The sequence below is a fragment of the Desulforegulaceae bacterium genome (assembly GCA_034006035.1).
Taxonomy (GTDB): domain Bacteria; phylum Desulfobacterota; class Desulfobacteria; order Desulfobacterales; family JACKCP01; genus JACKCP01.
This window is the reverse complement of sequence record JAVETN010000001.1, coordinates 100,719-115,798: the sequence shown is the minus strand read 5'-3', so window position 1 is coordinate 115,798 and position 15,080 is coordinate 100,719. Positions and strand designations below refer to the sequence as shown.

Sequence of the window (15,080 nt, the reverse complement as noted above, 5' to 3'; positions counted from 1 at the left end):
AATCGATACAAAACTAAGGCTTTCCCAAACTGATGTTATTAATTCAGGAAAGTTTAAATCTGCAAATCAAGGTTTAAAAGTAAAAACTGAAAGCTAGACTTTAAAAAAATATAAGGATAGCCAGGTATTATGTCTACTGAACCAGCTCACTTCCTTTTATAAAAGCCTCATCTGAACCTTTTGCATTTCCGGAACGAAATTTAAAGCCAGATGATATCCAAGCTCAAATGCTTTTTTACTGTAAAATTCTGGTATATCTCTTTTGCCTTCCATAACAATTACAGGATTATCTTTTAATTTTATAATAGATTGAAATAATTCCAGATTCATTTTTTCTCCAGTTTAAATTGTACAAAAATCCGAATTTAAAATATTTTTTCAATAAGCAAAAGTTTATTTAATACATTATCTATTTCTGGTTTATATTCATCTTCTTTAATATCAAGTAAACAGCACAATTTTATGAAAAATGGGTTTTATCCTATGAATCTGATGCTAAAGTTTTAAAACCCCAAAAAATGGTAGAAGAGATAATTTCTGATTTAAAAAAAATAATAGAAAATTATGAGGTTTCTTGAAGTAAAATTTTTTACTTCCAAATATTATTGTAATAAGTAGAAAAGAAGTTTTATATCAAGTTCAATTTTTTCAACGTATAGCACAACTGAGAATCAAGTAAAATCTACAATATTGGCTGTATTTGAAAAACTTAATTCAAATACAGTTACAAATATTTTACAAATCATAATGGAAGATTCTACATTAGAACTTATAAAATACGATAATCAGATAAAAAATCCAAATTCTCAATCAGTACCAGATGGCAGAATTAAAGGATTATTTGATTTCTTTATTGAAAATAAAATTAAAGAAAAATCCATAAATATTCAACAAATAGAAAAACATTTCCCTCAAATTTTAGGTTATGTGAACAGTTTGAATATTATTGATGATGATTTGGAATTAATTAAAATCTTCCCTGTAACAACTAATGAAAAAAGTATAAAAAACAGACTCAAAAAACTTAAGAATAAAATTTGTGAAGAGCCTTCTAGGGCTAAAAACTGGGTAATTTGATTTTGTTTATTCTGTTATTTCAGTACTTTGTTTTGGTCCGACCCCGCGACTCCCGCGCTATTATTTATTTTAATTTTTAATCACTATAACACACAAGGTCTGCCAGAAACTGACAGACCCAGAAAGAGTTAAATCGTGTAGCAAAGACTTCACCCCTTACCTTGCCAAGAGAATTATTACTTAATAGTTACCTTAACATTGGGAGCAAAGCCCTGGAGATCTGCTTCAGGAACAGATACTTTATTAATGGTCAGTCTTTTAAGGTTTGGCAAAGATTTTAGAACACCAATATCCTTAACATTGGAAGAGCTGATTGAGACATAGCTCAACTTGGGCAGATTGCTGAAACCTGCAAGGCTGAAAGGTTCACCTGATTCATTTATTTTGTTAAGTTTCAGGTCTTTAAGCTCTTTTAGATTGGAAAGATTTCCCCCATTAATGAGCATGGCCTTTGTGATATCGATTTTTTCAACTTTATCCCACCCCTTTGCGGCATCCATATCAAAAGGATCCTTGCTCTTATTATTGAAATCGGAAGTAATGGTAAATTCTTTAAGCTCAGAAAGCCCGGCAAGAGCCTTGGTGTTTGTGGCATAATCAACTGACCAAAGTTTTAGACGGGTAAGTTTGGGCATCTGTCCTACTGAAGCAAGATCACCCACAGGCTTACGCATATTCCAGATTTGAAGCCTTTCTATATTGGTCTTGGCCAAAGGAGAATAGTCTGTAATGTATTCGGCAAACACATCTAATCTTTTTAAATTAGGTAATTCAGCCACAAAAGAAATATCACTCAAAGAAGTAAGACCGCCCTTTAGATAGGTTACCTGCTTTAGTTGTCCAAGGGATGAATAATCAGCATTTTTTGTTGCATAATAGTTCAAAGTCTTTAATTTGGAACAATTTTTAAGCGGCGTAAAATCCTTTACATTTGCACCATAAAGGCTCAGCTCTTTCAAATCTGCCAGTTTGGTCAAAGGGGTAAGATCATTAATGGTAGAACCGGTAAGTTCCAGCTTGGTCAAGGAAGGCAAAGATATGGTAATGGGAGTAAGGTTGGCACCGTTAACCTTGCCTATAGTTGCCCTTGTCAATCCAGGCAGGGAAGGAAGCCCCTCCAGAGAAATAAGTTGTGAACCACCATTGATATGAAGATAACTTAAGTTTACCAAACCAGACATCCACTTAAGATCAGGTCCAATTTTGTCACCCCCAACAGTGAGACGCTCAACCTGAACAAGCTGAGAAAGGGGAGTAAAATCTTTGACATTATCCAGTGAGAGATTCAGGCTTTTCAAAGACTTGAGCTGAGCAATTGGAGAAATATCAGTAACATCTTTGCTTCTTGAAACCACAAGTGAATTCATCTTTGGATACATTGAACAAATTTTGACAATATCTGAATTTGAAACTTTATTCAGGTTAAACTCTAAACGCTTAGGATCTATTTTAACAGCTTCAGTCTTGACAATTTTTAGAGTTTCTTCCGTAAGTGGTTCCACTACCCTGATCGTATTAGACGAACGAGAGGCTTTTGGAGCTGCTTCTACCGAAGTGACAAGAAAACTTAAAACAAGAAAGCTCATAAACAAACGAGACAATTTCATATTTTTCTCCTATGCATAGTTATATAAAATTAAAATCCTGACTTTGCCCTATTCCCATGGACAATTAATTTTGCTCCAGGATTTAAACGACTGATATTTGAAATGAAAGGAGTATTACATAAAAAAATATGCCTTTCAAGCCTGGAAAAGTAGATGATTTAAAGGGGTAAAAAAGCCAATTCAATAAGGATAGTTTTTATTTTATTGTTAAGACCTTCAAGCGGACCGCTTGATATTGAATGGTCATAAAAATTCAATATTCCTGTTTTATAGATCTTAAGCTTATTACCAAACTCAATAATAATTTTATATTTTGATTCTCTTGCAAGTCTTAGCCAGTCATCTATGATTTCAGAAGTTTTATCTTTATCTGACTGAGACCATATTTGCCTAAGTTCTTCCTTCATATAATACGCTTTGGCAAGAGGTTCATTAATTCTTAAGGCTGACTTCAATCGGTTTTTTTCTATTTCTTTTTTAATATTTTTCGGTTTTTTTAATAAAAGCCATTGAAACAGCTTTTATTTTTGCTTTGGATGCTTTTAGTTTTTTAAAAAATTCAGTCAAAGAATCAGACCCTTTTCCTTTATTTGCATAAACTATTTTTCCTGAGTCCAGATCCATAACAATTGTCATATCTTTATGGCCTTTAGCTATTGAAATTTCATCAATACCTATTCTTTTTAATTTGCCGAATTTAATGTTTTTATATTTCCTCTTAAAATCCTCTTTCTGGATACTTTTTATTAAATCCCAGCTTGTGTTGAGGTGGCTGGCAATATCTTTAATTGTCATTTTTGATGATAGTTCAAGGACATACCTTGCAAACGCTTTCGTATAACTTTTTTTATTATCTGCAAAACTAAGTTCAATTTGTCGCACAGTATTGCATTTACAACACCAGACTCTTTGAATATTGGCTTTAATCCATGTATTTTTGTGCCGAGAGCCAATGATTTTAATTCCCGAATAATTTTCCCTCTTTTCACAACATTCCTGTTATTGCATTGAGGGCATTTTATGGATTTAGGTTTTGGCTCAACTTCAAAAAGGACTTTTCCATTTTGAAAAAAAGTTCTTTTATAATTCTGGTCTCTTAATGATAAAGCATGGTATATAAAACTTGTGGACATGTCTCTCTTTCTATTTTTGTATTTGCGTGCAAAAAATTAAAATTGAGCATGTCCTTTTCTTTTTCTCAAATTATTTTTTTAATGTCTTTCTTCTTAGAAGTACGCGATTTCCGGATGAACCTTTTTTTTCTGGCAGCGGGGATAAAGGCTTTTGATTCAGGGTATAGTTGCTGTGGACTATCCATTTATCCGGCTTTTTAAAAGCCGGCCGAAAGAGATTTGATTTAACCTTATTTTTTAAACAGCCCATTTTGATTGCAAAATTGGCTGTTTAACCGTAAAAGAGGGTTAGTTATTTTAAAAGTAAAAAAATATTACCGTCAGGCAAAATTTATTCGATGCTAAAAGAAAGAAAACATACAATCAGACAAGAAATTATAAAATTGCTGTCCAAAGGGCCGGCAACAATACGAGATATCTCTCAATCCGTCAGTATCATGGAAAAAGAAGTATTTGAACATTTGATTTCTGCTGAAAAATCATTAAAACGCCAGAATAAAAAACTACTAGTAGAACCCTTTCGCTGCCTTTCCTGTGGCTTTGTTTTTAAAGAAAGAAATTCAAAAAGCCGGGAAAATGCCCTAATTGTAAAAATGGCCAAATCGAATCAGCTTTATTCCGGATTGAATAAAAAAAGGACTTATAATGGAAAGTTTAATATTCCCCTGTGTCAGGCTAGTTGTCTATTGTTTTTATATAAGAGCCCAATACAGGATAAGGCTGGCTTTGTCTTTCTGAGTACCCTATGTTCTTTTCTTAGGACTTTTCTTATTGTATTTCTTGAATGTCCGGTTTCTTTTACAATTTCTCTGATTTTTTATCATAGCTTCTATAAGCTGTGCCTATTTCATATTGATCCACGTTTATCATCTCCTCTCCTGATATCTGGTCTTTGTATATTTTTAGATTATCAGAAGTTTGCTTTGGGTGGGTCAATTTTAGGCTACCAGAACTAAATCAAGCTTAGCTACCCTCTTTTCCCCCAGAATTAGAGCATTGAAATGTGAAAATGTGGACATTTATTAAAAATGGAACTTCCATAAAACTAGTGCCAAAACCTAGCAAAAAGATTAAACGGTCGCAAAAAACTCAGGCCATTTGCGGCTATATTGCTCTTCTTATTCATAACCTTCAAGCTTTTCCATTATAAACCTGAACCCGCCTGCCACAGTACCGCTAAATTCTTCTACAGGTTTGTATTCATCCTCAAAATAACCAACCTTAAAATCAACCTCTTCCTTAAAAAAATCATACTTATCAAAATAAGGCTCCATCTTTTTAAGATCTTCCAGATCCTGGGATAAAGCCTCTATCATTTTTCCTCTGTTAACCAGAAGTCTTATAAAGATACCCTCCAGCTCTTCAGCATGGGAATAACCACCCGGAAGATCAGGGATATCATCTAAACCTGAGTATTTTTCATCATAAATCTGCCACTTATACCCTTTATCAATCCCGATAAATAGCTTTCTTTTTCCCATTTTATCACCTCTTTTGTATTTTTTAAGACTTTACTTTTGAAATATTTTTCAGCATTTGGTCTGCTCTTTGAGTCCAAATGCTGTTTCAATCCTTGTTGTCTTGGAAGTAATTCTGAAAGTTTTCTTCCTGCACGAACCATGGAAGTTGGAAAGCCGTTTCAATCCTTGTTGTCTTGGAAGTAATTCTGAAAGAAACCGTCATGTTATCTGCCATAGTCGGCCAGAGAAGTTTCAATCCTTGTTGTCTTGGAAGTAATTCTGAAAGTTTTTTCCATGTATCATTCCCCGCAAGAAAATATCGTTTCAATCCTTGTTGTCTTGGAAGTAATTCTGAAAGTGCCATTTTCAGAAATTCCATGATGAGAACTGTCTAGTTTCAATCCTTGTTGTCTTGGAAGTAATTCTGAAAGCAGCTCCAAGCTGTTCCAGACTTGTATTACTGTTTGGTTTCAATCCTTGTTGTCTTGGAAGTAATTCTGAAAGCAAAACAGCTTGAACGAAAAGGCATGCTGGACAGATTGTTTCAATCCTTGTTGTCTTGGAAGTAATTCTGAAAGAGGTTTATAATTTAGCTCTGGCAGATGTTCTTGCGGTGTTTCAATCCTTGTTGTCTTGGAAGTAATTCTGAAAGACAAAAAAAGCCACACAGAACAATTCTGCATGGCTGTTTCAATCCTTGTTGTCTTGGAAGTAATTCTGAAAGTTTAATGGTTTATTTGTTAACCCTGCTTCAGAGGCGTTTCAATCCTTGTTGTCTTGGAAGTAATTCTGAAAGTTACTGGAATCATTTTTTCACCACCACAAAAAGACGTTTCAATCCTTGTTGTCTTGGAAGTAATTCTGAAAGATGAAATTTTCCGCAAGTACAAGTTCTATGGTCTTTGTTTCAATCCTTGTTGTCTTGGAAGTAATTCTGAAAGTAGAATCAAAATATTTATGGCATTCTTCAATTATAGTTTCAATCCTTGTTGTCTTGGAAGTAATTCTAAAAGAAAAAGAAAAAAATATTTAGGAAAAGAAAGAATTCTGTTTCAATCCTTGTTGTCTTGGAAGTAATTCTAAAAGAAGGGGTTCACCGGCTCGCCCCCGAGGTGCTCCCCTGTTTCAATCCTTGTTGTCTTGGAAGTAATTCTAAAAGATGTCCGCCTGCATATCAAGCAATGCGTTCAGCTTGTTTCAATCCTTGTTGTCTTGGAAGTAATTCTAAAAGCTCGCCATAGCGCCTAGAATGCCGCAGGAGCGATTGTTTCAATCCTTGTTGTCTTGGAAGTAATTCTAAAAGCAGAGGACCAAATAAAGACTATTGACGGAAAGTTTTAGTTTCAATCCTTGTTGTCTTGGAAGTAATTCTAAAAGTTTATTAATTTTTAACTTTCTGGCAATAAAGAATTGTTTCAATCCTTGTTGTCTTGGAAGTAATTCTAAAAGACAGAGTAATAGTTCAAGGCCTTCATGGGCAATGGTTTCAATCCTTGTTGTCTTGGAAGTAATTCTAAAAGCAAAAGAAGAATTTATTTTTATTAGACAAAATTATTGTTTCAATCCTTGTTGTCTTGGAAGTAATTCTAAAAGTTAATAAGGGTTTTTCAGATACAGGACAAAAACTTAAGTTTCAATCCTTGTTGTCTTGGAAGTAATTCTAAAAGAGTCTTCTTCTTTTGCAGATCGTGTTCTTCCCAGGTTTCAATCCTTGTTGTCTTGGAAGTAATTCTAAAAGAGGACCCAAGTGGTTTGTTTTGTGGAATGGTAGATATGTTTCAATCCTTGTTGTCTTGGAAGTAATTCTAAAAGAAGATATTCGTGAAAGTTGTACTTTTGAAGTTCAAGGTTTCAATCCTTGTTGTCTTGGAAGTAATTCTAAAAGAACAAAACCTGCAATCTCGCTCATTACCCAGTTTTGTTTCAATCCTTGTTGTCTTGGAAGTAATTCTGAAAGTATTCAATCCTGTTTCAAGTTCGCCTATTATTTCAGGTTTCAATCCTTGTTGTCTTGGAAGTAATTCTGAAAGTTGAATATGCAAGCCCGGCAGCACCAAGAGCAATGTTTCAATCCTTGTTGTCTTGGAAGTAATTCTGAAAGCGGACGAACAAGAAGCCCCCCTGCAATAATACTTATGTTTCAATCCTTGTTGTCTTGGAAGTAATTCTAAAAGAATTTTCCATTATTTTTTTCCCTTCCCAGAATATTGTTTCAATCCTTGTTGTCTTGGAAGTAATTCTAAAAGCTTCAGAATAAGGAATATGAAGACAATGAAACACAGTTTCAATCCTTGTTGTCTTGGAAGTAATTCTAAAAGTGTTCGGATTAGAGGAGGACTCAGATGCTTTCTATATGTTTCAATCCTTGTTGTCTTGGAAGTAATTCTAAAAGATTTAGAGCCCTGCTTGTCTGCCGTTGCAAGCTTAAGGTTTCAATCCTTGTTGTCTTGGAAGTAATTCTAAAAGAGATTTGAAGCAAAAGAAGAAGTCCGAGCAGAACTGTTTCAATCCTTGTTGTCTTGGAAGTAATTCTAAAAGAAGACTGGGGGATACAGGAAGAAGAAGACGCAGAGTCGTTTCAATCCTTGTTGTCTTGGAAGTAATTCTAAAAGCAGTTTTTTTATTCATGTAAGCTCCTATTGTTTTGTTTCAATCCTTGTTGTCTTGGAAGTAATTCTAAAAGTTCTGATTGCAGATTATTAATAACATTCTGAGGGTGTTTCAATCCTTGTTGTCTTGGAAGTAATTCTAAAAGTGCCGGGCTACCCTTCATGAGTGTTTCCTGATTTGTTTCAATCCTTGTTGTCTTGGAAGTAATTCTAAAAGAAAATTCAAGGCCTTGTGCAGCTTCTTTTGCAGGTTTCAATCCTTGTTGTCTTGGAAGTAATTCTAAAAGTTCCTTCCCTGATTTTTCATCTCTCCATTCACCAAGGTTTCAATCCTTGTTGTCTTGGAAGTAATTCTAAAAGCCTTGCAAACTCTTCGCCAGTCAAGCCACGAACAAGTTTCAATCCTTGTTGTCTTGGAAGTAATTCTAAAAGCGATATAGAGTCCATGGTAACGTTTATTTGCAGCAGCGTTTCAATCCTTGTTGTCTTGGAAGTAATTCTAAAAGGTGCAGGAGCAGGACTTGAAGTCCAGTCATTTGGCTGTTTCAATCCTTGTTGTCTTGGAAGTAATTCTAAAAGATGACCAAAGGGGAAGCTGCTGCACACCTGACGTTGTTTCAATCCTTGTTGTCTTGGAAGTAATTCTAAAAGATTAAGTCATGCCCCGTTGCAATTCCGTCCGGAGTTTCAATCCTTGTTGTCTTGGAAGTAATTCTAAAAGAATAATCTCCCTCGATGCAAGCCCGTTCAGCCAGATATGTTTCAATCCTTGTTGTCTTGGAAGTAATTCTAAAAGACACCAGAAGACATGGAAGCACCGATACTGATACCGTTTCAATCCTTGTTGTCTTGGAAGTAATTCTAAAAGTTCTATAAGCTGCCTGTCAGCAACATTATGACCAAGTTTCAATCCTTGTTGTCTTGGAAGTAATTCTAAAAGTTTATTGAAGATGTAAATCACAGGATTTCAAGCGGAGTTTCAATCCTTGTTGTCTTGGAAGTAATTCTAAAAGTTTTTACCCGGTCCTTAATATCAACCCAGCCCTGCTGTTTCAATCCTTGTTGTCTTGGAAGTAATTCTAAAAGTGGTGAGGCCGGATTTGTCGGCAGGGTAACCGGTCTTTGTTTCAATCCTTGTTGTCTTGGAAGTAATTCTAAAAGACTCTGGCTCTTGGTGCTGCCATAGGTGCACCAATGTTTCAATCCTTGTTGTCTTGGAAGTAATTCTAAAAGAATCCAGTTTTCAGCCACAAAAGCAGGCACCTGGTGTTTCAATCCTTGTTGTCTTGGAAGTAATTCTAAAAGGCTCAGAAAAGTATTTATTCTGAGCATCTTCAGGGTTTCAATCCTTGTTGTCTTGGAAGTAATTCTAAAAGAGTATGTAAGAACCAAAACTAAAAACGAAAAAAGTTTCAATCCTTGTTGTCTTGGAAGTAATTCTAAAAGATTTAGAGCCCTGCTTGTCTGCCGTTGCAAGCTTAAGGTTTCAATCCTTGTTGTCTTGGAAGTAATTCTAAAAGAAGATATGGCCGAGGGTGAATATTTTGCAACACCTCTGTTTCAATCCTTGTTGTCTTGGAAGTAATTCTAAAAGTGTGCTGTTACACTGTCCTACTCAAAGATCAGTGCAGTTTCAATCCTTGTTGTCTTGGAAGTAATTCTAAAAGTTTTATTATAATATCAGTACTTTATACCTATTTATGTTTCAATCCTTGTTGTCTTGGAAGTAATTCTAAAAGAGGTTCTGAAAGTTTTAATACACAAGGAAAATCTTGTTTCAATCCTTGTTGTCTTGGAAGTAATTCTAAAAGTTGTATTTTCTTTGATAGCTTTTTCAAGAGATTGGTTTCAATCCTTGTTGTCTTGGAAGTAATTCTAAAAGTGGAATAGCATTCATTAAGCACACTCAACCAAGTCGTTTCAATCCTTGTTGTCTTGGAAGTAATTCTAAAAGAAAATTTATGGGTGTTAGGAGAGAGCCAATAAGAAAGTTTCAATCCTTGTTGTCTTGGAAGTAATTCTAAAAGTCAATGCTAGAAACATCACCCAATATTTCAAATTCGTTTCAATCCTTGTTGTCTTGGAAGTAATTCTAAAAGAAACTTCTTGAGGGCAATAATCATAAGGCTGATTTTGTTTCAATCCTTGTTGTCTTGGAAGTAATTCTAAAAGACAAGGAAAATCTTTAAATAGTACTTTACAGCAAAGTTTCAATCCTTGTTGTCTTGGAAGTAATTCTAAAAGCTGAAACACTGGAAGAGCTTGGAGCGTCAGAGGAAAGTTTCAATCCTTGTTGTCTTGGAAGTAATTCTAAAAGCTAGAGCTAATGTGGGAGCAGCTGAAGCGGATTATGTTTCAATCCTTGTTGTCTTGGAAGTAATTCTAAAAGGAATACTCAATCTTTCAAACCTTTCTTCTGCCTCTTCGTTTCAATCCTTGTTGTCTTGGAAGTAATTCTAAAAGAGCAAATTATAAAAATTCAAAATAAAATCAATAAGTAAAATAAAATTGTCAAAGACCGAAATTTAACTAAATATGAAAAAAATTTCAATGTTTTTATCTCAACATTCTTAACCATAGTAAAATAACACACCGATTATACATAAGAATTTCACTTAAATCTGTTTTTCACAAATATTTCTGTAGCAGCAGTCAGGACATCTTCTGACAACTTTTGTAGCTTCAGGATATTTGCAGTCCGAAATAACTGAATTTATATCCTGTAAAAGATTGTTTAATTCAGAATAATCCTTCTTACCAATTTCAACTTCAACAAGCTTATTCTGGCTTCTTGAATAAATCAAAAAACCTTTTTTAACATTAATATTATAATTTTCCTCAATAAGTTTTGCATAAAAAACAAGCTGAAATTTGTAAGTGTTAAATATTTTCTCTTCGTATTTTGCATATTTATAATCTAAAGGTGCGGCAGTTCCATCTTCAAGAAACAATATTTCATCAACAATACCCCGAATCCCTGACTTTGAAGATAAATAAACATCAGCTTCTTTGGATTTAACCCCAATTTTTTTTCTCAAATAATCAGGATTTACAGTCCTAACTTTTTCATGAACGTTCCTACCCTTTTCTACCTTAAATCTTTTCCCCTCATTTTGAGGAATTCCAAGAACATACTCAAAATATGTAAACCTTGGACAATACAAAAATTCAAGCATAAGGCTTGCTGTTATAGAAAAACCACTATTTACCATAAGAAACCTAAATATTAAAAAATAAAATCAACAACTTCTCTGTCTCTATTAAAGCCTGTTTCAGTATTATAAAGTTCTTCAACCATAGGTCTTGTTATAAACCATATTTTACCCAAAGTTTCATCATATCCGCAGTTTTTTGCCCTTGGCTCAGGTATATTTATTATATAAGGTGACATTTTTTTGTATGCATCCTTAAACAAAAGTCTTTTTTCAAAAGGGTCTTCAATTTCAGACAATAGCAATTCCTGATACGAACAATATATATTTGAAGCTTCATCATCAATTTCTATAAAAGCCGAAACTGTTGAAAACGGCTCAATAAGCTCGAAAATTTTATGCTCAGGCTTTGCCGATTTATTAAAAGCATTAAAATAAAATAAAGACTCAATATTTTTTAAAATATTCTTTGAATCTGAAACTTCATAACGTTCTTTAATTTTTTGAAAATACAACTCCGATAAATTAAGAAATTCTTTTTCATGAAACTCTTTTTTTGATTTTAAAACTTCCAAAGTACTGTCTATAAAAACTTGATCATAAATATATGATGAATAAAGTTTTTTATCATCTGTTATCAAAAACAACTTTACTTCTGAAAGATCAGACGATTTATTATTCCTATTGCATCTTCCGCAAGCCTGAAAAATTGAATCCAAAGGAGCTATATCTCTGTAAACAACATCAATATCAATATCAACACCTGCTTCAACAAGCTGGGTTGATACAATTATCCTGCTTTGCGGATTCTTTTTGATATCTGAAATTTTATTTATTCTTTCCTTTGGAATTATATTTGATGAAAGATAAACCAGATTGTCTTCAGGAATATGCTCTTTTAAATAATTGAATAAATCAAGGGATGATTTCACGGTATTCATTATAAAAAGTCTGCTTATGTCTGGATTTTGCTGAACATCATGCAGCACAGTTTTTTTAAAGTCATTTATATGAATTTTTTCTTTAAGATTATCAGTATTAAGTTTTATTCTGCTCATAGAATCAAAATAGCTCTTTTTAGATTTGGCCAGTTCTTCAATTTCCTTTTTTTCTTCGGAAAATATCAAAGGCATTGTTGCCGTAACCAAAATAAAATAAATATTAAACTCTTCTGCACAATATTTAAAAATCAGGTTAATAAGCTCCCAATATTTTAAAGGGATAGACTGAACTTCATCTAAAATAACAATAGAGTTAGATAAATTGTGAAATTTTCTTAGGGACTTATTTTTATTAGAAAAAAAAGTATGAAGTAACTGAAAAAAAGTTGTAACAACCAGTTCACTTTCCCAGCCTTCAATATAAAACTCAGAATCTTTTGAAGAATAAATTTTATTTTCGTCCTCAAATTGCCTGATATAACTAAGTTCTGTTAAATGATGGTGCTTGAGGATTAAATCAGATGAAGGTTGGATATTGTTATAATTTAAAACATCTTCAAAAACTTTTGCATTCTGGTCTATTACCGATGTAAATGGAAGACAATAAATTATTTTATTTAAATTTTTATTTTTCTTTAATTTCAAAGCTGTATTTAAAACATTAAGTGTTTTTCCTGCACCGGTTGGAAGATTAAGGGAAAAAAATCTTGAATTCGTATTTAAATTGGACTCAGCTTCCAAATAAGCTTTATTTCTTACAATGGTAAGAATATTATCATCTTCTAAAAATTGTTTCTTATACTCATCTACAGCATTTTCAGGCCATTTTGGAGTTACAGGAATAATTCTGTCATTTAAAATTGCATCACTTTTATCTGCTGTAAGTAAAATTGAAAAAAAATAATTTAAAAGCAAATAATCTTTTATTTCAAGAGTTTTTCTTATTTTAAAAACCCTTTTAATTCCGCCACTATTTGTGTAATTTTCATATTTGTTTTCAAAGTTTTTTTTATTAAAAAATTCTGAATCAAGCTTATCTTTATAAATAAATTTCAATTCATCATAATCAATTTCATTATTGATTTGAAAAATTTCTTCTTTATTTAATGAAGCGGCACACATCTTATCAAAATTTATAAAATCAGCATGATGATACTTAATCAAAATGTATCCAAATACACAAAATTTTTCACTTAAATTTAAAATTTCTTTTGAATAAAAGTAAAACCATAATGCAGATATTTCAGCGTGCCGCTTTAAAGTATCTTTTACTTGTTTACTACCGCTGATGTAATCCTGAAAATATGAAGATGCCTTACCCAGATCATGGAGCAGTAAAACAGGATTAATAAAATTTTCATGTTTTTTATAAATCCCGTTTCTTTTAAAAATATCCATTCCATTTTGCAGCGTACCTTCAAGATGTGTTTTTAATAGTTTCCCAGGATGAGACATCAGCTTACATTTCAATTATATTTTCCTCCATTTCATCTATTTTATAATAATGTTCCATCTCTCCTTTAATCAGACCGCCCTTAATTTCATACAAAAATTCCTTATATTCCTGAACTTCACGGCTGTTTAGATAAATATTTGGAAGAGTACACTGCTGTATCAATGAATCACCAAATTCAATGGTCTTAATTTTAGATTTAGGAACTACTGAAGACATAGAAGCTTTGCCTTGTTTTTCTTCAAGGTTAAATTCACCAAGAAACTTAAAATCACAAATACAACAGCTTATTCCAAGATTTAAAGTATAAACAGACTTATGGAATTTTAAATTTTCTTTAATTTTTGAATACAGTTCAAAATCTTTGTGCGAGAAATAAACCCTGAAGGACGGATCTTTTAAAAATTCAACGTTTGTAGGTTTATGAGCCTCATATCTGTATATTTTGGTTCTGCTCTCCGTTTTTATATAATTCAAAGGTATTTTTACCTTTTTTACAGGATTGTTAATTTTTAAAGATATAAAAGAATTTGCTTTTAAAAAAGACTCTGGGTTTTCTTCTTTTTTAATACCTGCAATAGCCCCCATAATACCTGCAAGAACAGTTCTTGGAGGTATGGAAAAAGTTAAAGGCGACATATTGGTAAAAAATTTTCTGAACTGAGCATAATCACCAAAAATATCAAATACTAATATTTTTTCCGGTATAAAAGTCATATTTATCAGACCTTTCTGTAATTCAGCCCTTCTGAAAGTTCAAACCCTTCAAATTTAACCCTGTTGTTTTGTTTTAATTCAACAGATTCAATTTTATCCTTATTAAACTCAACAATCTTTTTAAGCTCATTAAGATTTAAAATACCATCAGAAATATCCCTTATTTTTTCGTCTGGGAGGTCTGAATCAAAGGATATATATTTATCAAGTTCGCCAATAAAAAAGTTTTCTTCCTTATATTTTACTTCGATAAGCATTTGAGGACTATGTTCAAATTTTGAACGGGAAATAAGGTTTTTAGTCCCTTCCCACATTGCTTTTTTCAATTCTTCAATATCTTCATCTGTAAGCCTGGTTTCTTTAGCGGCATTTTCGTTTATTATTCCGTGAAAACAAATGAGCGAATACGGCAAAATATATTCTTCTCTGAAAGTCTGCTGATTAGCACCTTCTTTCCCTGCAAAAGCACCAGTTCCTTTTATATATTTAACCTGTACTTTATGAAGAGATTTTCCCATTTTAAACTGAACTGGCCCCGTAAAAATTATAGAATCTTTATCCATTGGAATGACACCGCCAAAAAGCCTGATATCTATACATTTTTTTAGTATATCTTCCATCATATCTTTTTTTAAAGAGCCAAAATCTCTAGCTCTTGCTTTTCCGTCTTTTATACCGCCTTTTTCAGAATCTGTTGTTCTGACAAAAATATCTTTATCCTCTTTACCGTTATAACCCATAAAATTAAAAAACTGATCTCTTACAGTCCTTTTAAGTCTTACATCAGTAACAATATTTAAGCCGGTTTCTTCATCAATTCTTGGTTTATTTTCATCGGCAGGGTCTCCATTTGGATTTGCATTTTTTACATCATAAATAAAAAGAAGTTCTCTGCGGTTTTTAATAGTCATTATTTATCTCCTTATTAAAA

At 32.8% G+C, this 15,080-nt stretch carries 10 protein-coding genes and 1 CRISPR repeat array; of the genes, 1 reads left to right on the top strand and 9 read right to left on the bottom strand.

The window, feature by feature from the left end; all coding sequences use genetic code 11:
• Window positions 1–156: 156 nt before the first annotated feature.
• Window positions 157–330, bottom strand: a complete 174-nt coding sequence (locus RBR53_00500; GenBank protein MDY0131129.1) for a hypothetical protein — start codon at window positions 328–330, stop codon at window positions 157–159.
• A gap of 360 nt (window positions 331–690) precedes the next feature.
• Between RBR53_00500 and RBR53_00495 the strand changes: the two genes are divergently transcribed.
• On the top strand, window positions 691–1,077 hold the full coding sequence (locus RBR53_00495) for a hypothetical protein (GenBank protein ID MDY0131128.1): 387 nt from the start codon (window positions 691–693) through the stop codon (window positions 1,075–1,077).
• Between the two features lie 176 nt (window positions 1,078–1,253).
• Here the strand turns inward: RBR53_00495 and RBR53_00490 are convergent, their stop codons facing one another.
• From RBR53_00490 to cas7b, 8 genes are all read right to left on the bottom strand, one after another.
• On the bottom strand, window positions 1,254–2,684 hold the full coding sequence (locus RBR53_00490) for a hypothetical protein (GenBank protein MDY0131127.1): 1,431 nt from the start codon (window positions 2,682–2,684) through the stop codon (window positions 1,254–1,256).
• Between the two features lie 158 nt (window positions 2,685–2,842).
• Window positions 2,843–3,139, bottom strand: a complete 297-nt coding sequence (locus RBR53_00485; protein MDY0131126.1) for a transposase — start codon at window positions 3,137–3,139, stop codon at window positions 2,843–2,845.
• 22 nt (window positions 3,140–3,161) lie between these two features.
• Window positions 3,162–3,566 (bottom strand): helix-turn-helix domain-containing protein, encoded by a 405-nt coding sequence (locus RBR53_00480; GenBank protein ID MDY0131125.1) that lies wholly within the window; start codon window positions 3,564–3,566, stop codon window positions 3,162–3,164.
• 1,369 nt (window positions 3,567–4,935) lie between these two features.
• Window positions 4,936–5,298 (bottom strand): hypothetical protein, encoded by a 363-nt coding sequence (locus tag RBR53_00475; protein ID MDY0131124.1) that lies wholly within the window; start codon window positions 5,296–5,298, stop codon window positions 4,936–4,938.
• 82 nt (window positions 5,299–5,380) lie between these two features.
• Window positions 5,381–10,349: direct repeats of the CRISPR family, unit length 37 nt; unit sequence GTTTCAATCCTTGTTGTCTTGGAAGTAATTCTAAAAG.
• Between the two features lie 152 nt (window positions 10,350–10,501).
• Window positions 10,502–11,098 (bottom strand): CRISPR-associated protein Cas4, encoded by a 597-nt coding sequence (gene cas4, locus RBR53_00470; GenBank protein MDY0131123.1) that lies wholly within the window; start codon window positions 11,096–11,098, stop codon window positions 10,502–10,504.
• Between the two features lie 14 nt (window positions 11,099–11,112).
• Window positions 11,113–13,449, bottom strand: a complete 2,337-nt coding sequence (cas3, locus tag RBR53_00465; protein MDY0131122.1) for a CRISPR-associated helicase Cas3' — start codon at window positions 13,447–13,449, stop codon at window positions 11,113–11,115.
• The gene (gene cas5b / locus RBR53_00460; GenBank protein MDY0131121.1) at window positions 13,439–14,149 is read right to left on the bottom strand and encodes a type I-B CRISPR-associated protein Cas5b; all 711 of its coding nucleotides are present in this window, start codon (window positions 14,147–14,149) and stop codon (window positions 13,439–13,441) included. Before cas5b ends, cas3 begins: the two co-directional genes overlap by 11 nt.
• A gap of 5 nt (window positions 14,150–14,154) precedes the next feature.
• Window positions 14,155–15,060 (bottom strand): type I-B CRISPR-associated protein Cas7/Csh2, encoded by a 906-nt coding sequence (gene cas7b, locus RBR53_00455; protein MDY0131120.1) that lies wholly within the window; start codon window positions 15,058–15,060, stop codon window positions 14,155–14,157.
• Window positions 15,061–15,080 lie beyond the last annotated feature (20 nt).

Bases quoted from the DNA above. Each gene is read 5' to 3' on its own strand.
- RBR53_00500 (MDY0131129.1), bottom strand. From the start codon at position 330: ATGAATCTGGAATTATTTCAATCTATTATAAAATTAAAAGATAATCCT.
- RBR53_00490 (MDY0131127.1), bottom strand. From the start codon at position 2,684: ATGAAATTGTCTCGTTTGTTTATGAGCTTTCTTGTTTTAAGTTTTCTT.
- RBR53_00475 (MDY0131124.1), bottom strand. From the start codon at position 5,298: ATGGGAAAAAGAAAGCTATTTATCGGGATTGATAAAGGGTATAAGTGG.
- cas4 (MDY0131123.1), bottom strand. From the start codon at position 11,098: ATGGTAAATAGTGGTTTTTCTATAACAGCAAGCCTTATGCTTGAATTT.
- cas5b (MDY0131121.1), bottom strand. From the start codon at position 14,149: ATGACTTTTATACCGGAAAAAATATTAGTATTTGATATTTTTGGTGAT.
- cas7b (MDY0131120.1), bottom strand. From the start codon at position 15,060: ATGACTATTAAAAACCGCAGAGAACTTCTTTTTATTTATGATGTAAAA.